This is a genomic window from Streptomyces albofaciens JCM 4342 (genome assembly GCF_008634025.1).
In the GTDB taxonomy this organism is placed as follows: Bacteria; Actinomycetota; Actinomycetes; order Streptomycetales; family Streptomycetaceae; genus Streptomyces; species Streptomyces albofaciens.
On record NZ_PDCM01000001.1, the window covers coordinates 3,453,052 to 3,475,657 of the forward strand.

The 22,606-nt window shown below is 74.9% G+C and carries 23 protein-coding genes; 11 read left to right on the forward strand and 12 right to left on the reverse strand.

All coding sequences use genetic code 11. The features are described from left to right. Positions 1-56: 56 nt before the first annotated feature. On the reverse strand, positions 57-347 hold the full coding sequence (locus CP973_RS15575; RefSeq protein WP_150241142.1) for a hypothetical protein: 291 nt from the start codon (positions 345-347) through the stop codon (positions 57-59). A gap of 304 nt (positions 348-651) precedes the next feature. Between CP973_RS15575 and CP973_RS15580 the strand changes: the two genes are divergently transcribed. Then, positions 652-1,749: a PLP-dependent cysteine synthase family protein gene (locus CP973_RS15580; RefSeq protein WP_150243625.1), complete on the forward strand. Its 1,098-nt coding sequence runs from the start codon at positions 652-654 to the stop codon at positions 1,747-1,749. A 12-nt stretch (positions 1,750-1,761) separates the two neighbouring features. Here CP973_RS15580 and CP973_RS15585 read toward each other — a convergent pair whose 3' ends face one another. Further along, a complete protein-coding gene (locus CP973_RS15585; protein WP_150241144.1) occupies positions 1,762-2,604 on the reverse strand; it encodes a DeoR/GlpR family DNA-binding transcription regulator in 843 nt (280 codons plus the stop codon). A gap of 239 nt (positions 2,605-2,843) precedes the next feature. On the opposite strand from CP973_RS15585, the gene CP973_RS15590 reads away from it, so the two are divergent. Beyond that, positions 2,844-5,225: a hypothetical protein gene (locus CP973_RS15590; protein ID WP_208853190.1), complete on the forward strand. Its 2,382-nt coding sequence runs from the start codon at positions 2,844-2,846 to the stop codon at positions 5,223-5,225. Between the two features lie 7 nt (positions 5,226-5,232). Here CP973_RS15590 and CP973_RS15595 read toward each other — a convergent pair whose 3' ends face one another. Continuing rightward, a complete protein-coding gene (locus CP973_RS15595) occupies positions 5,233-7,695 on the reverse strand; it encodes a right-handed parallel beta-helix repeat-containing protein (RefSeq protein ID WP_150241146.1) in 2,463 nt (820 codons plus the stop codon). A 188-nt stretch (positions 7,696-7,883) separates the two neighbouring features. Then, positions 7,884-8,489 carry an Rv1733c family protein gene (locus CP973_RS15600; RefSeq protein WP_244409512.1) on the reverse strand — a complete coding sequence of 202 codons (606 nt, stop codon included), beginning with the start codon at positions 8,487-8,489 and terminating at the stop codon, positions 7,884-7,886. Positions 8,490-8,733: 244 nt separating this feature from the next. Here CP973_RS15600 and CP973_RS15605 point away from each other — a divergent pair, with 244 nt between their 5' ends. Then, complete coding sequence (locus CP973_RS15605; RefSeq protein WP_150241148.1) at positions 8,734-9,459, forward strand: CBS domain-containing protein; 726 nt, start codon at positions 8,734-8,736, stop codon at positions 9,457-9,459. Positions 9,460-9,510: 51 nt separating this feature from the next. Here the strand turns inward: CP973_RS15605 and CP973_RS15610 are convergent, their stop codons facing one another. From CP973_RS15610 to CP973_RS15625, 4 genes are all read right to left on the reverse strand, one after another. Next, a complete protein-coding gene (locus CP973_RS15610) occupies positions 9,511-10,005 on the reverse strand; it encodes an ATP-binding protein (protein WP_425281969.1) in 495 nt (164 codons plus the stop codon). Further along, on the reverse strand, positions 9,999-10,889 hold the full coding sequence (locus tag CP973_RS15615) for an MEDS domain-containing protein (protein ID WP_150243633.1): 891 nt from the start codon (positions 10,887-10,889) through the stop codon (positions 9,999-10,001). The genes CP973_RS15610 and CP973_RS15615 overlap by 7 nt, the downstream gene beginning before the upstream one ends. Positions 10,890-11,034: 145 nt before the next feature. Next, positions 11,035-11,874 carry an MOSC domain-containing protein gene (locus CP973_RS15620; protein ID WP_150241150.1) on the reverse strand — a complete coding sequence of 280 codons (840 nt, stop codon included), beginning with the start codon at positions 11,872-11,874 and terminating at the stop codon, positions 11,035-11,037. Positions 11,875-11,967: 93 nt separating this feature from the next. After that, entirely contained in the window at positions 11,968-12,429 is a 462-nt protein-coding gene (locus tag CP973_RS15625) for a DUF6643 family protein (RefSeq protein WP_150241152.1), read from the reverse strand. A gap of 260 nt (positions 12,430-12,689) precedes the next feature. On the opposite strand from CP973_RS15625, the gene CP973_RS15630 reads away from it, so the two are divergent. Then, a complete protein-coding gene (locus tag CP973_RS15630; RefSeq protein WP_150241154.1) occupies positions 12,690-14,117 on the forward strand; it encodes a TerD family protein in 1,428 nt (475 codons plus the stop codon). 39 nt (positions 14,118-14,156) lie between these two features. On the opposite strand, the gene CP973_RS15635 is transcribed toward CP973_RS15630, so the two are convergent. Next, positions 14,157-15,320, reverse strand: a complete 1,164-nt coding sequence (locus CP973_RS15635; protein ID WP_150243635.1) for a glycosyltransferase — start codon at positions 15,318-15,320, stop codon at positions 14,157-14,159. 117 nt (positions 15,321-15,437) lie between these two features. Between CP973_RS15635 and CP973_RS15640 the strand changes: the two genes are divergently transcribed. From CP973_RS15640 to CP973_RS15650, 3 genes are all read left to right on the forward strand, one after another. Beyond that, positions 15,438-16,238: a glutamate racemase gene (locus CP973_RS15640; protein WP_208853191.1), complete on the forward strand. Its 801-nt coding sequence runs from the start codon at positions 15,438-15,440 to the stop codon at positions 16,236-16,238. 60 nt (positions 16,239-16,298) lie between these two features. After that, a complete protein-coding gene (locus CP973_RS15645; protein WP_208853192.1) occupies positions 16,299-16,913 on the forward strand; it encodes a hypothetical protein in 615 nt (204 codons plus the stop codon). 90 nt (positions 16,914-17,003) lie between these two features. Beyond that, positions 17,004-17,483, forward strand: coding sequence for an NUDIX hydrolase (locus CP973_RS15650; protein ID WP_150241156.1), 480 nt, complete (start codon positions 17,004-17,006; stop codon positions 17,481-17,483). Between the two features lie 18 nt (positions 17,484-17,501). On the opposite strand, the gene CP973_RS15655 is transcribed toward CP973_RS15650, so the two are convergent. After that, positions 17,502-18,098, reverse strand: coding sequence for a hypothetical protein (locus CP973_RS15655; RefSeq protein WP_150241157.1), 597 nt, complete (start codon positions 18,096-18,098; stop codon positions 17,502-17,504). Positions 18,099-18,252: 154 nt separating this feature from the next. Further along, positions 18,253-19,350, reverse strand: a complete 1,098-nt coding sequence (locus tag CP973_RS15660; protein ID WP_150241159.1) for a ligand-binding sensor domain-containing protein — start codon at positions 19,348-19,350, stop codon at positions 18,253-18,255. A gap of 230 nt (positions 19,351-19,580) precedes the next feature. Here CP973_RS15660 and CP973_RS15665 point away from each other — a divergent pair, with 230 nt between their 5' ends. Both CP973_RS15665 and CP973_RS15670 read left to right on the forward strand, forming a co-directional pair. Continuing rightward, on the forward strand, positions 19,581-19,781 hold the full coding sequence (locus CP973_RS15665; RefSeq protein ID WP_150241161.1) for a CsbD family protein: 201 nt from the start codon (positions 19,581-19,583) through the stop codon (positions 19,779-19,781). 89 nt (positions 19,782-19,870) lie between these two features. Continuing rightward, positions 19,871-20,071, forward strand: coding sequence for a hypothetical protein (locus tag CP973_RS15670; protein WP_150241163.1), 201 nt, complete (start codon positions 19,871-19,873; stop codon positions 20,069-20,071). Between the two features lie 12 nt (positions 20,072-20,083). On the opposite strand, the gene CP973_RS15675 is transcribed toward CP973_RS15670, so the two are convergent. Beyond that, positions 20,084-20,908, reverse strand: coding sequence for an SAM-dependent methyltransferase (locus tag CP973_RS15675; RefSeq protein ID WP_150241164.1), 825 nt, complete (start codon positions 20,906-20,908; stop codon positions 20,084-20,086). 349 nt (positions 20,909-21,257) lie between these two features. On the opposite strand from CP973_RS15675, the gene CP973_RS15680 reads away from it, so the two are divergent. Then, positions 21,258-21,839, forward strand: coding sequence for an RNA polymerase sigma factor (locus CP973_RS15680; protein ID WP_150241166.1), 582 nt, complete (start codon positions 21,258-21,260; stop codon positions 21,837-21,839). A gap of 3 nt (positions 21,840-21,842) precedes the next feature. Beyond that, the gene (locus CP973_RS15685) at positions 21,843-22,559 is read left to right on the forward strand and encodes a hypothetical protein (protein WP_150241168.1); all 717 of its coding nucleotides are present in this window, start codon (positions 21,843-21,845) and stop codon (positions 22,557-22,559) included. Positions 22,560-22,606 lie beyond the last annotated feature (47 nt).

The following is a 22,606-nucleotide window of genomic DNA, read 5'->3' on the forward strand; positions in this document are numbered from 1 at the left end:
CCAGGGTCGTCCCACCAGTGCGCTCCCGCAACCGCACCGTCCCCCGAAAGACCCTGTCAGGTGCGCGCGGAGCGTGCCGCGCGTACGGCGTCCAGGAAGCGGTCGGGGGTGCCCAGCGTCAGCGAGTAACGGTGCCCGTTCATCGTGGCCAGCGCCCGGTCGCGGGCCGCGAACAGGGGTTTGTGCGCCTGTACGGCCTGGACCGGCGCGCTGTCTATCTCGGTGCCGTAACTCGTGAGCAGGGCCAGCCTGCCGTCCTTGATCACTACCTGGCCCGCCCGGGTGAGCGACCGGAGCAGCCCTCTCTCTATGCGCACCCCGGTGGCGTTGAATTCAGGCTCTGCCATGGCGATCTCCTCCTTGGCACGACGGGCGTGCGGTCCGCACCCGCACCCTCGGTGCGCAGTCTGCCTCCGTCGTGCCCTGGGCACCAGTACCCCTTGGCCAAAGCTCGCCGCCAGCTTTTCCCCAGGCCCTGCTTGGGGGCGCCCAAAGGGTTGTTTATGCAGGTGAGAAGCGTGTTGCGGGTGGTTATAGTCGGGACAGGCCCGGCGGTCCGCGCGGGTTCCGTACGACGTCGGGAGCACACCGATGAGCACCGCACAGCCACCAGCCGCCCGCCCGGAGCAGGTGTCCGGGAGCGGCTGCCCGATGCCGACCATGGACGTCGACCGCAGTGATCCGGACTACCGGTCCTGGCTCAAAGAAGCCGTCCGCAAGGTCCAGGCGGACGCCAACCGGACGGCGGACACCCATGTGCTGCGCTTCCCGCTGCCGCAGGAGTGGGGCATCGACCTGTACCTGAAGGACGAGTCGACGCATCCGACCGGCAGTCTCAAGCACCGGCTGGCCCGCTCGCTGTTCCTCTATGGTCTGTGCAACGGCTGGATCCGGCCCGGCAAGCCCGTCATCGAGGCCTCCAGCGGTTCCACCGCGGTCTCCGAGGCCTACTTCGCCAGCCTGATCGGCGTGCCCTTCATCGCGGTGATGCCCGCCACGACCAGCCGTGAGAAGACCCGGCTGATCGAGTTCCACGGCGGCCGCTGCCATCTCGTGGACGACCCCCGGACCGTCTACGCGGTCTCCGCCGAACTCGCCGCGGAGTCCGGCGGGCACTACATGGACCAGTTCACCTACGCCGAACGGGCGACGGACTGGCGCGGCAACAACAACATCGCCGAGTCGATCTACCAGCAGCTGCGGCTGGAGCGCTACCCGGAGCCCGCCTGGATCGTCGCCACGGCCGGCACCGGCGGCACCTCCGCGACCATCGCCCGCTATGTGCACTACATGCAGTACGACACCCGCATCTGCGTACCCGATCCGGAGAACTCCTGCTTCTTCGACGGCTGGCGCACCGGCGACGCGAAGACGGACTGCGCCACCGCCTCGCGCATCGAGGGCATCGGCCGCCCGCGCATGGAGCCCAGCTTCGTGCCCGGCGCCATCGACCGGATGATGAAGGTCCCGGACGCGGCGAGCGTGGCGGCCGTACGGGCCCTGGAGCGGGCCATCGGCCGCAAGGCGGGCGGCTCGACGGGCACCGGCCTGTGGAGCGCGCTGAGGATCGTCGCGGAGATGGTCGCCGAGGGGCGCACCGGCTCGGTCGTCACCCTGCTCTGCGACCCCGGCGACCGCTACCTGGACAAGTACTACTCGGACAGCTGGCTGGAGGAACAGGGCCTGGACATCGCGCCGTACGCGGCGACGATCGACCGCTTCCTGGAGACCGGGGTGTGGCCCGCCTGAGCGTCCGGTCCCTCAGAGGTCCATGCCGTCGCCCGGCTCGCCCGCGACCACCAGCTCCGGCGGCAGCTCCGCGATCTCCGCGCGGGCCTCGGCCGGCAGCCCGCGGTCGGTCACCAGCACGTCCACGTCCTCCAGCGAGGCGAAGGAACTGAGGCCGACGGTGCCCCACTTGGTGTGGTCGGCCACCACCACGACGCGGCGGGCGGAGCGGACGAAATGGCGGTTGGTCTCCGCCTCGGCGAGGTTGGGCGTGGACAGCCCGGCCTCCACGGATATGCCGTGCACGCCCAGGAACAGCACGTCGAAGTGGAGCGAGCGGATCGCGGCGTCCGCGACCGGCCCCACCAGGGTGTCCGAGGGGGTGCGCACGCCGCCGGTCAGCACCACGGTCGCCGCGCCCGCCCGGGGCGCCGCGCCGCCGGCCGCCGCCCGCTGCGCGTTGTAGAACACATCGGCCACCCGTACCGAGTTGGTGACCACCGTCAGGTCCGGGACCTCCAGCAGCTGCTGGGCCAGCGCGAACGCGGTGGTGCCGCCCGCCAGGGCGATCGCGCCGCCGGGCGCTGCCATCCGGGCCGCCGCCTTGGCGATGTCCTCCTTGGCGCTCAGCTCCAGCCCCGACTTGGCCTCGAAGCCCGGCTCGTGGCTGCTCGGCTCGCTGACCGGCACCGCACCGCCGTGCACCTTCTCGACCATGCCCTGCCGGGCGAGCGCGTCCAGGTCGCGCCGGACCGTCATGTCCGAGACGTTGAGCCTGCGGGTCAGTTCGTTCACGCGGACGCCGCCGCGCCGTCTGACCTCGTCGAGGATCAGAGCGCGACGCTGCTCCGCGAGGAGGTTCTGGTTGTCGCTCACCCCGGCCTGTCCCTTCCGCCCGGCTGCCGTTTCGCCCACATCCTCGCACGTGGTCGCGGGGCATCCGCCCCGATGGGGTGGGGTGCGCCGGTGTGGAAGCGGGAAAGAGGCAGGCGCGAGGGACGCCGGGGCCGCGGTGCGGGCCCGCGCAGCCCCTTGAACATGACATGACAGTCGATCCGCCGCCGGGTAGCGTGCAGGCGCCGGACGGCTCCGTACGGCATCGGGGGAAGGACCACGTGAACAGCGGAAGCGATACGGCCACGGCCGGCCCGGGCGGAGCGGACGGGACACCGCCACGGCACCAGCCCGCCCTGGAACTCCTCGTGCACGGCGTGGGCGGCACCACGCCCGAGAAGATGCTCGGCGACCCGCGCACCGTGCTGGTCACCGGCGACGACACCGCCGCCGTGTACCGCAGGACCGTCGACGCCGACGCCGAACAGCGCCCCGACGACTACCGCACCGAACCGGTCCGCGAGGCGTACTGCTGGTGCAACCTCACCTCCGGCAACGGAGCCCGCGCCCTGTGGCTCGTCCTGCTGCCCTTCATGGTCGCCAACCTCGCCCACTGGATGCGCCCCGCCGCACCGTCCCGGCACAAGGGCCACCATGTGTACGACATCCTCGTCCGCCTCCTCGCCCTCAGCCTGACCGTGCTGCTCGTCGCCGCCGCCTGCGAAGTGGCACTGGACCTGACGGCCTGGCAGTGCGCGGGCAGCGCCGCCTGCGCGGCGGGCAAGTCCTGGATGGGCTTCCTCAGCCCCGCACAGGGCGGCGCCTGGAGCGGACCGGGCCGCCGCATCGTGGTCGCCGCCGCCTTCCCGCTGCTGCTCGTCGGCTTCCTGTGGTGGCTCTGCCGCCGCACGTGGAGCGCGTACGAATCCGCCTCGCCGCCGCCGCGCCGCCCCGGCACCTCCCGCGACGTGCCGCCCGCCCAGCGGCCCGCGCTGACCCGCCCCGGATTCTGGTACGGCCGCCGCGTGGTGGCCCGGCTGCGCGCCGCGCACACCGCGGCCGGACTGCTGACCATCGCCGCCGCGCTGCTCACGGCGGCCGTGGACCACGACCGGCGGACGGACACCGGCGGCTTCCTGCCCACCGCCGGGTGGGTGCTGCTCACCCTGGTCCTGCTGCTGTCCGCGGTGACCGTCGGCATCGTGTGCCGCACCGCCCGCTCCGAGGCCGAGCCCGACGAACACCGCGACCGCTTCCTCGTCCGGGCCCTGCCGTTCGCCGCGCTCGGCGCGCTCCTGCTGTCCGCCGTCCACACGGCCTGGGCACGGCCCGGCTGGACCAGCGGCGACCGCCTGCCGGGCACCGGCGCCTTCGGCGGCATCGCCGTCCTCCAAGGACTGCTGGTCCTCGGCCTGCTCGGCACCGCGGCCCTCCTCCAGGCCGCCGCCCGCCGCCACGGACACGGCGACGGCCGCGCGGCGCTCAAGGGCCTGCACGGCGCGGCCGTCGCCCTGCTGGGGTGCGCGCTGGGCGGCGTGCTCACCGGGGGAGCGGCGCAGCGGCTGGCGGACTGGCTGGCCGACGGCCCGCCCCCCGGCCGGCCGGGCGCCCCGATCGCGGGCCCGCCCGTCCTGCTGTCCTGGCAGGCGTCGGTGCTCCCGGTGCTCCTGGTGGTCGTCGTGGCCTTCGCGCTGCTGGCCGGGGTGCAGATCTTCCTCGTACGCCGCAAGGTCGAGCCGGACATCCCCGGGCTGTACGACAAGCAGGAGCGGCCGGACGAGGAGCGGGTGCGCCGTATCGCGGGCACCATCGCGCGGGCCGGTCTCACGGACTCCGCGCCCGTCCTGATCGGCGCCGTCTGCGTGGTGACCCTGGTGCTGGGCGCCGGGGCGGTGGCCGGCGCCTGGCTCACCGACCGGGCGCCCGGCCGGGCCACCGAAGGCGCCCCGGTGCTGGTCCACACGGCCGCCGCGACGGCCGAATCGCTCGGCTCCTGGCTGATGGGCGCCGGGGTGCTGCTGCTCGCCGTCATGGGCTGGCGCGCCTACCGCGACCGCTCCACCCGCCGCACCATCGGCATCCTGTGGGACGTCGGCACGTTCTGGCCGCGCGCCGCGCACCCTTTCGCCCCGCCCTGCTACGCGGAGCGCGCCGTCCCCGACCTGACGTGGCGGATGGCCACCTGGACCGAGAACAACGACGGCCGCCTGGTCATCTCCGGCCACTCCCAGGGCAGCGTGCTGGCCGCGGCGGCCGTCTGGCAGCTCGACCTGGTCACCCGCAGCCGGGTCGCGCTGCTCACCTACGGATCACCGCTGGAGCGCCTGTACGGACGGTGGTTCCCGGCCTGCTTCGGCCCCGAGGCGCTCACCGGGCTGCACCGGGAGATGGACGACTGGCGCAACCTGTGGCGGCTGACCGACCCCATCGGCGGGCCCATCCGGCTCACCTGCGACGGCGGCCCCGACATCGACCTCGGCCCGATGCGCGACCCGCTCGCCTTCGGGCGGACCCTGCAACACCCGCTGCCCGCCCAGATCCTGGGCCACGGCGACTACCAGTCCGACCCGGTCTTCGAGCAGACCCGCGCCGAACTGATCGCCCGGCTCGGCTCCGGACTGCCGCGCCAGCGCGGCGAACCGGGGACCACCGCGCTGTGCTGACGTGCCGTCACGGAAGGTCGGGCAGGTCCTCCGCGTACAGCAGTGTGAGATCGTCGGTGTCCGGGTCGGCCAGCAGGGCGACCCGGCCCGCGTGCCGCTCGACCATCGCCTCGAACGTCTGCCGGGCGGTCCGGCCGTTGCCGAACGACGGCCCCTTGGGCAGCGCGGTGAAGTACTTGAGCAGGGCCTCGCCCGCCCCCTCGGCCAGCCGGTACTCATGCTCCTCGCCCTGCTGCTCGACGATCCGCAGCAGGTCCTCCGGCGCGTAGTCGGCGAAGGTGATGGTGCGGGAGAAGCGCGAGGCCACCCCCGGGTTGACGGCGAGGAAGCGCTCCATCTCGGCGGTGTAGCCGGCCACGATCACCACCACCGCCTCCCGGTGGTCCTCCATCAGCTTCACCAGCGTGTCGATCGCCTCGCGCCCGAAGTCCCGCCCGGAGTCCTCCGGCGAGAGCGCGTACGCCTCGTCGATGAACAGCACCCCGCCGCGCGCCCGGTCGAACGCCTCCTGCGTACGGATCGCCGTGGACCCGATGTGCTCGCCGACCAGATCCACCCGGGACACCTCGACCAGGTGCCCGCGCTCCAGCACGTCCAGCGAGGCCAGGATCTCGCCGTAGAGCCGGGCGACCGTGGTCTTGCCGGTGCCGGGGGAGCCGGTGAAGACCAGGTGGCGGCGGACCGAGGCGGCCTTGAGGCCGGCCTCCCGGCGCCGCCGCCCCACCTCGATCATGTTGATCAGGCTGCGCACCTCGCGCTTGACGCTCTCCAGGCCGACCAGCCGGTCCAGTTCGCCGAGCACCTCGTCGGAGGGGCGGCGCTCGGGGGCGGGCGTCGCGGGCTCGGCGGCGGCCGACGCGGGCGCGGGCGGCGCGGTCTGCGCGCCCTGGACCGGTGCGTTCCCCAGCACCCCCGCCGTCCGCGCCTCCGGTACGGCCGCCGGCGCCCGCACCTCGGGGGCCGGGACCAGCGGGTCGCCCACCGCGCGGCTCTCGTCGCTGGTGCAGTCCCGCACCGCCGGCCCGCCCGTGTGTCCGGCGCCGCCGTCCGCGAACTCGTACCCGCCACGCGCGCACCGCTCCGTACGGCAGCGCGTCAGCGTCGCGCGGCACCCGTCGATGATGTGGAACCCGTACCCGGAACTGCCCGTCACCCGGCAGGAGTCGAACGTGCCGCGGCCCTCGGCGGAGACGTAGAAGCCCGCCTCGACCGGTGCGGCGACCGTGCAGCGCTCGACGGTGGGGTCGGCGCCCTTGGTCACGATCACCCCGGTCTGGGCCGCGTCGATGGTGCAGTTGGCGAGCGTGCCGCCGCTGCCGTGGTCGCGGAACCAGGCGCCGGTCGCCGCCTCCCGGATGCGGCAGTCGTCGAGCTGCACGGTCGCCCCGTCGCTCACCGACACCGCCGTGTTGCGCACCTGCGACAGGTCGGAGTCCACCACGTCCGCGCGCGAGCCCCGGTCCAGTACGAACAGCGCGTCCGGCACGTCGTGCACCCGCGTCGCCTCCAGCACGGCGGTCGCGCCGTCGCTGACCCACACCGCCGGGTAGTCGCCCGTACTGTCGTGGATCTCGCACCGGTTGGCGTCCACCCGGGTGCCCGGGTCCCACACGGACAGCCCGTTGCGGCCGAAGCGGCGCACCGTGCTGCGGGTCAGCGTGAGCACCGACCGGGACCGCAGGTCCACCGCGTTCTCCGGGATGTCGTGGATGTCGCAGTCGGCGAGGGTGAGCACCGCGTCGGTGTCCAGGGTGATGCCGTCGGCCGAGGTCCGGTGCACCGTGCAGTCGGTCAGCTGGCCGCTCGCCCGCGCGGCCACCTGTACGCCCGCGCCCTTGATCTCGTACAGTTCGCAGCCGACCGCCTCGACGCCGCTGCCCTCGTCGTTGACCGACAGGCCCGCGCCCGAGGCGTGCCGCACCCGGCAGTTCTCCAGCCGCGGGTGCGCGCCGCCGCGCACCGCGATCCCGGTCTGCCCGGCGGCCACCACCTCGCACTCCTCGAAGATGCCGCCCGCGCCGTCCAGCACACTGATGCCCACGCCGCCCGGGTTGTCCACCGAACAGCGGCGCACGGTCGGGCGCGCGCCCCCGCGCACCTCGATGCCGGAGGCCGAGCGGGTGACCACCCGCAGCCCGTCCAGCTCCGGCGCCCCGTCCTCCACCAGCACCGCGGGCGCGGTGGAGTCCTGGCCCTCCACCTGGATGTCCTGGACCGTCGCGGAGGCCCGTACGGTCAGCGCGACGCCGTCGGCGGGCGCGATCCGCACCGACCCGCGCGCGCCGTCCGGCCCCCGCAGCGTCACCGCGCGCACCAGCACCAGGTTCTCGCGGTAGGTGCCAGCGCCCACGGTCAGCACGTCACCGTCCCCGGCGGCGTCCAGGGCCGCGGCCAGGGAGCTGTACTCGCCCGTGCGGCGCCGCCACCGCGATGTGCCCGTGTGCGTCACCTGGACCGAGCCCTGTGCCATGGCGCTGTCGTGCCCCCACCTCGTGCGGCTGTTACCGGCCCGGCAGTTGTACGTCCGCGTATGTCCGCGTTCGTATGCCCGGGACCCCAGCCGGGAGGCTGGACGCTCCACCGTAGCGCGCCCGAAGGGCGCCGGATGACATGGTCAGCCTGTATGACCGGGGCCGTTCCGGCGCCCGCCGCGGCAGTTCAGCTGCCCGCTCCGGCCCGTCCCCAATCCTGGCCCGCGCGCTCCCACGCCCGCTCCCAGCTCCGGTACCGGCAGGTCAGCAGCCGCCGTACGGCCAGCCGCCGGCCGCCCTCGACCGCGCCCGCCGCCAGGCCCGCCGCGGCGAGCCCGGCGAAGACCGCGTGCGCCTCGGCCGTCCCGGCGTCCATCGGCCGCGGCACCACCCGGCCCCGGTCGTCGGTCCAGACACGGAACCGCTCGCCGACGCGCACGGCGTGCGGCGCGGCGATCCGGCCGCTGTGCCCGCTGCCGTCCCGCCCGGTCCAGTGGGCGACCACCCGGCGGTGCGCGTTCCGGGCGGACGAGGTCTCGGAATCGGGGTCGAAGGAGGCGCGGGGCAGGGCCCGGTCCGCCGTCGCCCAGACCTGGTGCCGCTCCTGCGCCTGTGTCCGTACGGACCTGAGCAGCGCGCCCTTCGCGACGCCGCCCACGGCCAGGCCCGCGAGGACACCGCCCAGCGCCATCAGCACGACGGCGGCCAGCGCCACCCACGCCTCCAGCAGATCCGTTGTCCGGCGCAGCGGGTTGCGCCGCCAGCGCCACAGCCCGGCGATGACACGTACCACTTCGTACCCCCTCTCCCTGTCCGCAGGTACCTCGTCAGGCGCACGTCATGCACGCAACGGGCGGCGGATCACCGGCGCGGCACGCGCCGGACCGCGTCGTGGGCGAGGGGGAGGGCGGCGTACGGTCCCGGGCCCGTACGGCACTCCGTCACCTGCCGGGCGCGGACCGTATCGCCGTGTGCGCGGGCTTCAGGGACCCCGGGCGGCGGCCGACACTGTACCCCTGCCTGAGGGAGGCCCCGCGATGGATCACCGACAGGTCGGCCGGCTCATGAACACCGAGGTCGTCAGGGCCCGGTCCGGCACCTCGTTCCGGGAAGTCGTCAATCTGCTGAGCCGGCACCGCAAGACGGGGCTGCCGGTCGTCGACGCGGACGGCAAGGTGCTGGGCGTCATCTCCGAGACGGACCTGATGTTCCGCCAGGCCGCGCAGGACATGCTGCAGAACCGCTGGTACAACCGCCGCCGGCTGACCGGCAGCGCCCGCGCGGCGCGCGCGAGGAAGCGCGGCCTGCGCGCGGGCGAGCTGATGACCTCGCCGCCGGTGACCATCGGGCCCCACCAGACCGTCACCGAGGCCGCCCGGCTGATGGTGACCGGGAAGCTGGACCGGCTGCCGGTCGTCGACGCGGAGGGCCGGCTGTGCGGGCTGGTGACCCGCACCGACCTGCTGCAGGTCTTCCTGCGCCCGGACGAGGAGATCCGCGAGGAACTGGTCACCGAGGTCCTCGTGCGCACCCTCGCCCTCAAGCCGGGCGCGATCGGCGTGTCCGTACGGGCGGGGGTGGTGACGCTGACCGGGCGGCTGGCGCGCAGCAGCGAGGTGGCCCTGGCGCTGCGGCTGGCGGGCCGCATCGACGGGGTGGTGGCGGTGGTCGACCAACTGGAGTACGCGCACGACGACGCGGCCGAGCAGCAGGGCGAACAGACCGTACGGGACCGGGCGCAGGAGTGGCTGCGGCGGATGTGACCGGGGCCGGCCGCGCGGGCCGGCGCCGGGCCGGGGCGTGGACGCGGGCCCCTACCGGACCGGCGCCGGTCCGGGGGACGTGGGCTCCGACCGTACCCGTACCGCGAGGATGACCTCGGCGCCCCGGGCGCCGGGCGTCCCGCCGGCGCCGGCCCGGACCGTGAACCGGTCCGCCACCAGGCGCGCGAGCCACAGCCCGCGCCCGTTGTGCGCTCCGTCGAGCCCCGGCAGCAGTTCCGGGATCACGGTCTCGCTGAAGCCGGGGCCCGAATCGCTGATACGGCACTCCAGTTCGTCACCGACGCGCCGCAGCACCAGCCGCCCCGAGCCGCCCGCGTGCTCCACCGCGTTGCCCGCGATCTCGTCCACGGCCAGCACGAACTCGCCGCGCCGCGGTTCCGCCAGGCCCTCGCGGACGGCGCACTCCTCCACCAGCAGCCGCAGCTGCGGCAGCAGGCGCGCGGTGAAGCGCCGCTTCAGCAGGCAGGCGGCGGCCCGGGTGTCCACGGGGTCGTCCTCGGACATGGCCGGTTCCGGGGTCAGCACGGCCGGACCACCTCCGTCATGAGCAGCCGTGGCACCGCGCCCGCGCCGAGCCGGTGCAGGGTGCGCGCCTGCGGGGGAAGGCAGCGGACCTCGACCACGTCGTGCACGGCGGCCCGTCCGGCGAGCGCGAGCAGCGTGGTGGCGCAGCCCACCGACAGGAAGTGCAGCCGGGTCAGGTCGACGGTGAGCCGGCGGGTGCCGGTGGTGCCGGACAGGGCCAGCTCCAGCGCCACGGCGAAGTCGGCCCGCACACCGGTGTCCGCCTCGCCGACGAAGCACAGGCTGCCGTCGGCGCCGCGCACCGTGCGCAGGGTGCCGAGCCGCTCCACGAGGCTGCGCGGATGCGCCCGGTCCATGGCGTACAGCACCTCGCGGTCGAACCAGCGGCGGTCGTAGGCGCAGACCTCGCTGTACGGACGGTCCTCGAACAGCACGTCCGCGTGCGTCTCACGCTGCATCATCACCCGTACGTCGGCGTTCAGGTCGGGCACCCACCGCATGTCGATGAAGGCCCGCAGGCCCGTGAAGCCCTCGCCGGCGGCGCGCGCGGTCTCCGCGGACAGCCGCCCCAGCTGCCGCTCGGGGGTGAACCGGGCGTCCGGGCGGATCAGCCCCCGCATGCTGCTCAGCACCAGCTGCCCGCGCTCACGGGCGGTGACGGTGCTGCGGCCGGTGAAGTCGAGCCGGGCCAGCACCTCGGCCTCCGGGAGCCATGGGTCGGGGAAGAGGAGGACCTTCTCCCCCCGGGCGAGCCCGAGCCGCACGAAGGCGGTCACGACCTCCCAGCGCACCTCGTCATCGTCGTAGCTCACGAAGGCGTGGTCCCCGGGGCGCATGTGCTGCACCGGAATGAGATGGTCCCCGGGCGCCTCCCCGGACGGCATCGTCACCTGGACACTCCCGCTGTCGGCATGGCCGTGCGCTCACTGTAGGCAGCCGGACACGCGCCCGCAATGCGGCCCGGGCGGGTGGGCTCCGGGGCCGGACGGGGCGTCAGCGGGCCGCCGGGCGGGGGCGGGCGACGGGCCCTCAGGTACGCGGGCGGCGGTCGAGCACCTCGAAGGGGTCGCCGACACGGAGGGTGCCGGTGCCCTCCGGGATCAGGTTCTGGCCGAAGACGAGCTGGTCACCGACGCGGCGGTGGCGGGCCAGGGTGCGCAGCGGTTCCTTGCCGCGCTGCCCGGTGCGCTGGTCGGTGGTGGTGATCACGCACCGTCCGCACGGTTTCACCACCCGGAAGGTGATCTCTCCGATCCGTATCCGCCGCCACTCGTCCTCGTCCCAGGGCGCGGTGCCCTCCACCACGACGTTCGGCCGGAAGCGGTCCATCGGCAGCGGGGCCTCGCCCGGGTGCCGTCCCTCGGCGACGAGGGAGTTGAGGGCGTCGAGCGAGGCGGTGGTGGTGAGGAGCAGCGGGAAGCCGTCGGCGAACCCGACCGTCTCGCCGGGGCGCGCGTAGCCGGGGTCCACCGGCCGTCTCCTGGCCGGATCGTCCAGGTGGACCAGCCGTACGGGCGCGTCCAGATACCCGCTGAACCACTCGGCGGCGGCGCCGGACGCGGGCACCGCCTCGACCTCGTCGCGCCAGATCCCGACCGTGACCGTGGCGCCGGGCTCCGGCACCGCGACGGTCAGCGGCGGCATGCCCGGGGCGGTCAGCCGGAGCGCGCCGTCCGCGAGTTCCGTGGCGGTGACGGCCGCCAGGCCCGGCCGGGAGCGCTGGGTGACGAACCGGTGCGCGGCGTCGACCAGCATCCAGCGGCGGTCCCCGGCGATCCCCCACGGCTCCACGACCGCTTCGCCGGGGCCGGACCCCGCCATGGATTTGACCGGATAGCGGTGGATGGCGCGGAGGGAAGGTTTCGGCACGCCCCCATCCTGCCAGCCGCCCCCACCGCCCCGGTGACCGGTCCCGCACCGGGGTACAGGACCGGTTCCCCGCCCGCGTACGGCTCGTGCGGGTCAGTAGCCGCGCGGGTACTGACGGCCGTACGGATCGTCGTACGGCGACGGGGACGGCGCGGGCCGGGGCGCGACCGGACCGGCCGGGCGCATGGCGTCGTAGCCGACGTTGTTCCCGGTGGGACGCTGGGGCTGTTGCTGCTGGGCGGGATAGCCGCGGGAGCCCGCCTGCTGCTGCGGGATGTACGGCGCCGGGGTGCTCTGCAGCGGCGCCACCGGCTGGGCCGCGGCGCCCGGATAACCGGGGCCGGGCTGCGGCTGGGACGGCGCGGCGGGCAGCGCGGGCAGGGCCGACGGGAGGGCGGGCATGTACGACGAGCCCGTGTCGTAGGGCAACTCGACGCGGATCGGGGCAATCTGCGGCGTGCCGCGCTCGGCGACGAGGGAGTCGTAGATCGGGGTGTCCGGGAAGGACGGCGAAGCGTAGTAGCCGCCGCCGTAGGTAGAGCGGGGGGAGGTCATACCTCATAAGTTAAGCCCACGATGTGCCGGTTGGGGAGCCTGAAAAGAGGGTTGTTTCACGTGTCGCGTGAAGCCCGCGATCCACAATGCGAGCGAACTTGGCAAAATCGGTCGCGAACGCCCGTAGGAATCGTGTAAAGGCCGTGGCCACATCAGATGAACGGCGGACATTTTTCGGCAAGTAGGTTGGAACCTGCCACCGTGCAGTAGGGGGCGCCGCACAGCGGCCCGGCGAGCGAAGCGAGAGGAAGGGCGCCACGATGTCGATGCCCAAGGGGAGCAACGTCGCGGTACCGGCCACGTCGGTACGGCTGGAACTGGGCTGGCGCACCGGACCCGGCACCCCGGACGTGGACGCGTCCGCACTGCTGCTGACCACGGCCGGCAAGGTCCGCGACGACGCGGACTTCGTCTTCTACAACCAGCCCGCGCACGCCTCGGGAGCCGTCCGCCACGAGGGCAAGCGCCCCGCCGGGGACACGGTGACCGACCGGCTGGCCGTCGACCTGGACCGGCTGGAGCCCGCCGTGGACAAGGTGGTGCTCGCCGCCTCCGCCGACGGCGGCGCCTTCGGCCGGGTCGCCGGGCTGCACATCCGGGTGCTCGACGCGGGCAGCGGCGCCGAACTCGCCCGCTTCGACAGCCAGGACGCCACCGCCGAGACGGCCTTCGTGCTCGGGGAGCTCTACCGGCGGCAGGGCGCGTGGAAGTTCCGGGCGGTCGGGCAGGGGTACGACACCGGGCTGGCCGGGCTGGCCACGGACTTCGGCATCAGCGTGGAGGAGGAGCCCCCGGCCGCCGTACCGGCCGCCCCGGCCCCGCCGCCCGCGGCCCCGGTTCCGCCGCCCGCCGCGCCCCCGGCGGCCCCCGCCGCGCCGCCCGCCCAGCCGTACGGCGCGTACCCGCCGCCTCCGGCGCAGCCTCAGCCCCAGCCGTACGGCGCGTACCCGCCGCCTCCGGCCCCGCCCGCCCAGCCGTACGGCGCCGCCCCCGTGCCCGCCCCCGCCCCGCCCGTGAGCCTGTCCAAGGTCACCCTCACCAAGGAGGCGCCCGCCGTCTCCCTGACGAAGCAGGGCGGCACCTCCGGGGCGATGCGGGTGAACCTGAACTGGCAGCAGGCCGGCGGGCAGGCCAAGCGCCTGGGCAAGAAGCTGGGCCGCAAGACCATGGAGGCGCTGGGCGCCCGCGGCGCGCTGCTGCCGCAGTCCGGCGACCTGGACCTCGACCTGTGCGCGCTGTACGAGCTCACCGACGGCAGCGCGGGCGTGATCCACCCCATCGGCGGCAACTTCGGCACACTGCACGCCCCGCCGTACATCCAGCTCGACCGGGACGACCGCACCGGCGCCGTCGCCGCGGGGGAGAACCTGACCATCAACCTGGACCACCAGGCGAGCTTCCGGCGCATCCTCGTGTTCGTGACGGTCTACGCGGGCGCCCGGAGCTTCGAGGGGCTGCACGCCACGGTCACGCTCCAGCCCCAGTACGGCGCCCCCGTCGACTTCTCGCTCGACGAGTGCACCGTGCCGTCCACCGTCTGCGCCCTCGCCCTGATCACCAACACCGGCGGCGAACTGGTGGTGCGGCGCGAGGCCCGCTACCTGGTCCCCGCGCCGGGCGTCAGCCCGCAGCGCACCGTCGACGAGGCGTACGGCTGGGGGCTGAACTGGTCCCCGGCCAGCAAGTGAGCGCCTGCCGAGGCGAACGACCGCCGCAGTGAGCGCCCGTCAGGACGCCTCCGGCGCCCCGTACGTCCGGCCCTTCCAGGCGGCCCCGCGCCCCCGGTAGTGCTGGACGGCGGAGTCGACCGTCATCAGCAGGTAGAGCAGCGCGGTGCCGGGCAGCAGCGGCGCGAGCCACAGCGGCTGCCGGTAGTAGCGCAGCATCGGCAGGTACGTGCCCGCCATCACGGCCCACGCCGCGCCGCCCAGCGCCGCCGCCGTCGCGCCGCCGGCCGCCAGGCCGGTCACCAGCGCGACGGGCGGCGCCAGGTAGACCAGCGCGAGCCCGGCCACCGTGCCCGCCAGCAGCAGCGGGTTGTGCCGCAGCTGGGCGTACGCGCTGCGCGAGACCATCCGCCACAGCGTGCCCAGCCCCGCGTACGGGCGCACGCTCTCCACCCGGTCGCCCAGCCCCAGCCAGATCCGGCCCCCGGCCCGCCGCACGGTCCGGGCCAGCGTCACGTCGTCGATCACCGCGTGCCGGATGCGGTCGGGCACCCCGGCCCGCTCGGCCACCGCACGCCGCAGCAGGACACAGCCGCCCGCCGCCGCGGCGGTCCGCGCCCCCGGCCGGTTGACCCACCGGAACGGATACAGCTGCGCGAAGAAGTACACGAAGGCCGGGACGATCAGCCGCTCCCAGGGCGAGACCACCCGCAGCCGCGCCATCTGCGACACCAGGTCCAGGTCCGCCGAGCGCGCCGCGGCCACCAACTCGCGCAGGCTGTCCGGGGCGTGGGCGATGTCCGCGTCCGTCAGCAGGACATACTCGGCGTCGCCCCGCTCCCGTACGAGCGCCATGCCGTGCCGTACCGCCCACAGCTTGCCGGTCCAGCCCGGCTCCGGCTCGCCGGGCGCGGTGACGGTCAGCGGCAGCCCGCCGTCCGCGGCCAGCTCCCGGGCCACCTCGCCCGTCCCGTCCGTACTGCCGTCGTCGACGAGGATCACCTCGGCCCGGCCGGGATACTTCTGCGCCAGCAGCGACGGCAGGCTCAGCGGCAGCACCGCGGCCTCGTCCCGCGCCGGGACCACGACCGCGACCGGCGGCCAGCGGTCCGGGTCGGCCCGCTCCGGCAGCCGGACGTCCGTCCGCCAGAAGAAGCCCTGCGCCAGCGCCAGCCACACCCAGGCCGCCAGCGACCCGGCGCCGATCCACTCCACCGCTCCCATCGCTCCCACGCCCGCAGTCTGCACCACCGGCCCCGGCGCGGCCGGAACCCGCCGCAGGGCGCCGGACGGAACCCGCCGGTATGACAAGGACGGCGCGGCCCGGCGTAAAGTGTCCGGGTGAAGATCGCGCTCATGGACTCCGGAACCGGCCTGCTCGCGGCGGCGGCCGCGGTGCGGCGGCTGCGGCCCGACGCCGACCTGGTCATCTCCTCCGACCCGGACGGCATGCCCTGGGGACCCCGCCCGCCGCACGACATCGCGGCGCACGCGCTCGCCGTCGCGCGCGCCGCGGCCGCGCACCGCCCGGACGCCCTGATCGTCGCCTGCAACACCGCCTCCGTGCACGCGCTGCCCGCCCTGCGCGCCGAACTGGAGCCCGGACTGCCGGTCATCGGCACCGTCCCGGCCATCAAGCCCGCCGCCGCCACCGGCGGCCCGGTCGCCATCTGGGCCACCCCCGCCACCACCGGCAGCCCCTACCAGCGCGGCCTGATCGAACAGTTCGCCGCGGGCGTCGAGGTCACCGGCGTGCCGTGCCCCGGCCTCGCGGACGCCGTGGAGAGCGCCGACGAGGCGGCCGTCGACGCCGCCGTCGCGGCCGCCGCCGCGCACACGCCCCGCGACGTACGGACCGTCGTCCTGGGCTGCACCCACTACGAGCTGGTCGCCGAGCGCATCCGCGCCGCCCTCCAGCAGCCCGGCGCCCCCGCCCTGGTCCTGCTCGGCTCCGCCGAGGCGGTCGCCGCCCAGGCGCTGCGCCGCATCGGGGCCGAACCGGCCCCCTCGGCCGAGCCGACCGGCACCGTCACCGTCCTGCTCAGCGGCCGTCCGGGGCGCCTGCCCGGGGCCGCGCTCGCCTACGCCGAGGGGCGCCTGCTGTCCGGCCCGGCCCGGGCCGGTGGGCCCGTGCGTCCCTGAGGTCACGGGAGTACGCGCGACACGCTGCCAGGACGGGCAAAGACGCGTACGCTGCGTTCCATGAGGGACCACCCCCACGAGGGGGCGACAGCCCCCGGCGAGCACGGCGGCCCGGTCGGTGACGGCGGGGATTCCGGCAGTCACCGGGATCCCGCGGACGTCCCCGAGGTGTGGCACGGCCGCGCCACCAACCGTGTGCAGTGGCTCCTGGCGGGCGCCGGGGCGGCCTGCATGGCGCTCGGCATCGAGCTGGCCGTCGACAGCGCCTGGACGTCCGGACTGGCGCCGCTGGTGATGTCGGTGGTCGGCTGTGTGCTGGCCGGTCTGCTGGTGCTCTTCGGCACCCTCGCCTTCGTCCATGTCGCCGTCCGGGTCGACCAGGACTGCCTGGAGGTGCGCTGCGGGCACATGGGGCTGCCCCGCCGCCGGATCCCCCTGGAGCATGTCGTCGGCGCCGACTTCGCGCCGCGCGTCACCCCGCGCCACTGGGGCGGCTGGGGCTACCGCTGGCGCCCCGAGCAGGGCACGGCCGTGGTCGTACGGCGCGGCGAGGCGGTGGTGCTCCGGCTCGGCGACGGCCGCAGCTTCACGGTCACCGTCGACGACGCGGAGAGCGCGGTGCGCTGCATCCGCGGCCGGTGCGGCCTGAACCGCAAGCGGGCCGCGGGCCACTGATCGGCCGGAGCGGCCCCGTACCGCCTTGTACGTACGTTCGGCACGGCGCGACGGTCATGATCCTTACCCGGTGGTCGTTAGGGTGCGGGTATGGCGACACCCGACTTCATCCGTGACATCCGGGCCGGCATCGGCCACCAGCTCCTGTGGCTGCCGGGCGTGAGCGCCGTGGTCTTCGACGACCGGGGCCGGGTACTGCTCGGCCGCAGAGCGGACAGCGGCATGTGGTCGATCATCGGCGGCATCCCGGAGCCGGGGGAGCAGCCGGCCGAGACCGCAGTGCGCGAGGTCTTCGAGGAGACGGCGGTGCATGTGGTCCCCGAGCGCGTGATCCTCGTCGAGGCGCTCCAGCGGGTGCGCTATCCCAACGGTGACGAGTGCCAGTTCATGGACGTCTCGCTGCGCTGCCGCGCGGTCGGCGGCACCGCCGTCGTCAACGACGACGAGTCGCTGGAGGTGGGCTGGTTCGCGCTGGACGCGCTGCCGGAGATGGAGGAGTTCGCGGTGGCGCGGATCAAGATGGCGCTGGACGACGGACCGGCCTGGTTCGCGGGGATCGAGCAGGCGTAGGAGGGCGGCGGACGGCCGTCACACGTGCGCCCACGGGAGGCGGATCGAGGTCTGCGATTCCTCGCCGGGCAGCCCGGGCCCCTCCGGCGCCTCGGACTGTCCGGGGTCGTCCGGGGACGCGGACCGGCCCGCCTCCTCGGTGTGCATCTGCTGCCGGCCGCCGTCCTTGCGGCAGCTGCTCAGCCAGGTGCCGGTGGGCCCGTTCTCGTACTGGCACTCCCAGCCGCGCACCGTCAGGGCCGGCTGGTCCGCGGTGGCCTTGCGGAAGAACTCCGTCATCACGCCGCGGGCCTCCGCGCAGCCCGCGGTCGGCCCGGCGCCGGGGCCGGAGAAGAGCCGCGCGGTCAGGCCCTCGCCCATCGCGTCCGGCAGCGCCCCGCAGTCCAGCGGCTGGCCCGGTACGGGAGAGCCGGTCCCGCCCGGCCCGGACGGGCTCGCGCCACCGCCGGCGCCCGGGTCCCCGGACGGGCTCCCTTTCAGGCTCTTCGTGGGGCTCGCGCCCGGCGCGGAGCCGGCGGCGGCGGAGGACTCCGCGGGTTCGTCCGGGCCGCCGCCGGCGCACCCGGCGACGGCGAGGGCGAGCAGTGCGGTCGGTACGGCGATGAGCCGGCGCATGTCGAACTCCTTCGGCCGCGGGTCGCGCAGGAGGGGGACACTCCGTCGTACGGACGCTAGGAGCCCCGGGCACGCGCTGCGATCCGGAACGGGCGAACGGGTGAACGGCGGCAATACGCCGCCCGTCCCGTCCGTCCGGGGCCGGGAAGGGCTCTCACCCGTGGCGTTCGATGTGCATCCGGGCCGTGGTGCCCGCGTAGAAGGACGTGGTGCCGACCGACCAGTAACCGGCTGTGCCGGGGATCCGCGCCAGGTCCGTCATCAGGGCCGTCTCCGGCATCTCGGGGCCGCGCTCGCTCACCCAGGCGGCGCCGTCCCAGCGCAGGTAGTGGGAGCGCTTCTGGTCCCAGAAGTCCCAGCCGGTGATCCGGTCGGGGCGGCCCAGCGCGTCCCCGGTGACCGAACTGAGCAGGCCGACGGAGTACGGCGCCTTCACCCACGTCCACTCGGTGCCGTTCCAGTGCTCCAGCACGACACCGGGCGGCTTCCCGGGCGGGCCGCCGACCCCGTAGCCGTAACCGGTGAGCCAGATGTCGTCGTGGGCGACCGGCAGCAGCCCGGAGACGGTCGAGCGGACGCCGGGGGTGTGCGGCAGCACGGTCCAGGCGCCGTCCCAGCGCGCGATGACCTCGCCGTACACCCACACCTCGCCGCCGGGAGTGACATGGACGTGCCCCGGAGTGGGCGCATCCGCGTCCGGCAGCGGGGCGCACCAGCGCCACCGGCGGCCGTCCCAGTGCAGCAGTCCGGCGCGGCCGTCGTGCCGCCCGCCGGCCCACGCCCGGCCGTCGCCGGTGGCCACCACGTCCGTGACGGTGGTCCCGGCCCCGCCCTGGCCCGGGTACGGGGTCCGCTGCCAGGCCGTACCGTCCCAGGCCAGCAGCAGGCCGCCCGCGCCGACCGCCCAGGCGGTCCGGTCACCGGCCGCGGTGACCGCCGTCAGCGGTCCGGCGGAGGCGAGCGCGCCCAGGTCCGTACGGGTCCAGGCGGTGCCGTCCCAGCGCAGCGCGACCGCGGTCCCGTCACCGCTGCCGCCGAGCCCTTCCACGCCGACGGCCCACGCGAGGTCGGGCCCGGCCGCCGCGACGCCGTACAGCCGGGCGCCCGGCCGCGCGTCCGGCACCGGGACGGCCGACCAGCCGGGGGCGGCCGCGGGGGAGGCGGGCGCGGCGGCCGCGGGGCGCGCCGCACCGGCCAGGCCGAGGCCCGCGGCGGTGCCCGCCAGGCCACTGACGAAACTGCGTCTTCGCATGAGTGCCGTCCTTGGGATCGAGAAGGGGCAGGACACGCAACCGGCGGGGGAACACGTTGGCGCCGGGCGCCCGGGAGGTCAATGGCGGCGGTGGGACGGGCTCGCCGCAAGGGGGCGGGACCGGCCGGGACGTACGGGCGGCGGGACACCGGTGGCCTCCTCCGGATGCGCCCGGCAACCGGCTGCGGCAGCGTGGTGCTGTCCCACCAACCGGACCGAGGGAGCAGGTCATGGGCGACGAGAGCGCCGTGGACAAGGTCAAGGGCAAGGCCAAGGAGATGGCGGGCAAGGCCACCGGCGACGACCGGCTGAAGGGCGAGGGCAGGACCGACCGCGCCAAGGGCAAGGCCAAGGGCGCGATGGACGAGGCCAAGAAGAACGCCCAGGGAATGCGCGACTCCCTGAAGGACGAGGGCGACCGGCGGACCTGACCGGGCCGGATCCCTGTCGGACCCCGCCGCCTGCACACCGGTGCGGGCGGCGGGGTGACCCGTGTGCCGGGACGGTCGTTGTGCAGGGCATGATCAAGAAGATTGCCGCCACGGCCCTGCTGGCGGGCTCGGTCGCCGCCACCGCCCAGACCACCGCGCAGGCCGTGGAAGTCCCCGAAGCCCTCGGCGCGACCGTCGCGATGACCACGGAACTGATCGCCGCGCTCCCGCACGTCCACGACGTGGAGCCGCCGCCCGCGTTCACGGTCCGGAAGGGGAACGCCGGGTAGCCGGGCCGGGCGTCAGGGCTTGCGTGCCACGGCCGCGTAGCAGGCGGCCTCGGCGTCCGTCACATGCGTGGCGTCGGCCGGGTCGTCGGGCCGCCACTGGTGCGGCAGGGCGATGCCGGGCCACCACAGCTCCCAGCCGTCGAAGAACCGCGCGAACTCCGCCTTCGTGCGGTAGGTCACGCTCGTGCCCGCCGCCGCGTAGATGTCCGAGATCCGGGCCATCGCCTCGGGGGAGAAGTCGGCCGTCGCGTGGCTCATGGCCAGCGCGCTGCCACTGGGCAGGGCGGCCTTGAGCTCCTCGACCACGTCGTGCGCCCGGTTCCCCTCCCCGTCGGGCACGAAGTGCATCAGCGCGTTCAGGCTCAGCGCGACCGGGCGGCCCAGGTCCAGGGTCCCGAGAACCTCGGGCGCGCCGAGGATGGCGCCCGGGTCGGTGACGTCCGCCTGGAGGTAGGCGGTGCGCCCCTGCGGCGTGCTGCGCAGCAGCGCCGCGGCGTGGGCCAGCACGATCGGGTCGTTGTCCGTGTAGACCACGCGGGCGTCCGGCGCGACGCCCTGGGCGATCTCGTGGAGGTTGGGCGGGGTGGGGATGCCCGTACCGATGTCGAGGAACTGGCGCAGGCCGGCGCGCGCGAGGTCGCGCGTCGAGCGGTGGGTGAACTCCCGGTTGATCCGGGCGGCGACCAGCGCCGCGGGGAAGACGGCGAGCACGCTGCCCGCGGCGGTGCGGTCGGCGAGGAAGTTGGTCTTGCCGCCGAGCATGTAGTCGTAGATGCGGGCCGAGTGGGCCCGGTCCAGTTGCAGGTCCACCACCGGTTCGCCGTGCTCGTCGCTCATCCCGCTCCGCCTCCCCTGTACGGCTGCCGGGCCGCCGTCGGACCATACCCGCCGCGTTTGCGGTCATGCGCCGGGGCGCGCGTACGCCCGGCTCCCACGGTGCCGTCCGAGGGGCCGCGGGAACACCCGGCGCGAGTTTTCTCGGCGACGGTGCCACAACGGGGCGGGTTTTCCGGTTCATTGGAAGAGAGGGCCCCCGCCCTCCCGCTGATGCCGGGGCCTGCCTGGCTCCCGGACCGCGGCGAGCGGAACGAGGAACGCACGTGAGCACGTACCGGGACAGCCCCTTGCCGTCGCCCGCCGCGGCCCGCTCCCTCGGCCCCCGGCGCCACGGCGTACAGGTGCGCCCATGACCCGCGACCGGCTGCCGCCCGCGGCCGGCGATCCGCTGCGGCAGGCCGGCCGGCGGCTGGCCGTCGCCTTCGAGGCGTTCCACGAGACGCATTACCGCAAGTGGCTGGCCTACGCCCACCTGCACACCGGCAGCGAGGAGGCGGCCCTGGAGGTCACCGGCGCCGCCTACCGCAGATTACGGCTGTGCTGGCCGTACGCGCTCAAACAGTCCTCGGTGGACTCCTACGCCTGGGCCGTCCTCAAGGAGACCGTGGTCGACTGGCTCGGCGCGAACGGGCGCGGCACGGCGCTGACGCAGAGCGCGGCGTTCGCCGTCGTCACCCGCGCCCTGCTGCGCGAGTGCCAGCAGCAGTTCGCGCTCCTGGAGAGCCAGCTGGGTCTGTACGAGGCGATCTCCCGGCTGCCCGAACGGCAGTGCGACGTGATCGTGCTGCGCCATGTCGTCGGCTACTCCGACGCCCAGATCGCCGCCCTGCTCGGTGTCGACGAGGCCACCGTGCGCTCCCACGCGAGCCGGGGCAAGCGCCGGCTCGCCGCCGCACTGGGCATCGCCGCGTGCCCCACGAAGGGAAACTGAACCATGCCGCACACCCGTCGGGCCGGCCCGGACACCGTCGAATCCCTGCTGGCCGCCGCCGCCGACGTGCTCGCCGAGTCCTACGGCTCCTACGACACCGAGGCGGCCCGCGACCGGCTGGCCACAGACACGTACGGGGAGAGCGGTGCCGCGTACCCGGCCGTGTCCCGGTCCGGCGCCCCGGCGCCCACCGCCTACCCGAGCGCCCACGACGAGGCCACCCACGAACTGGACCTGGCCTGCGCCCTGGTCGTCAACGCCGCCGCGGCGGCGGACAGCCTGGCCCGGCTGGTCAACGACCACCGGATCGACCCCGAGGGCGCCCTGGTCTTCGCCTGCCTGCTGCACATCACCGGGCGCACCGAGGCCGCCGACTTCTGGTGGCGGTTCGGCGCCGGCGGCGGCAGCCGTACCGCGGCCTACTGCCTGTACCTCTCGCACCGGCGGCACGGCGAGTTCCGCGACGCCGCCTACTGGCGCACGCAGGCCGCCCACGAGCCCGACGAGGAACCGCCGCCGCCCGCCGCCTGCGACGGACGGCACCTGCTGCCGGACGCCGCCCGGCACGCCCTGCTCATCCAGTGGCACAGCGGCCTGGCCCCCACTCTCCCCGCCGTCCTGGAGAACGTCATCAACCGCCTCACCGTCGCCGACGACGACGAGGACTTCGGCGAGATCCCCCACCCGTCGCCGACGCTCGTGGACGACCTCGGCCAGTGATCCGGCACCCGCCGGGGCGGACGGCGCATGGACGCGGCGGACCATGA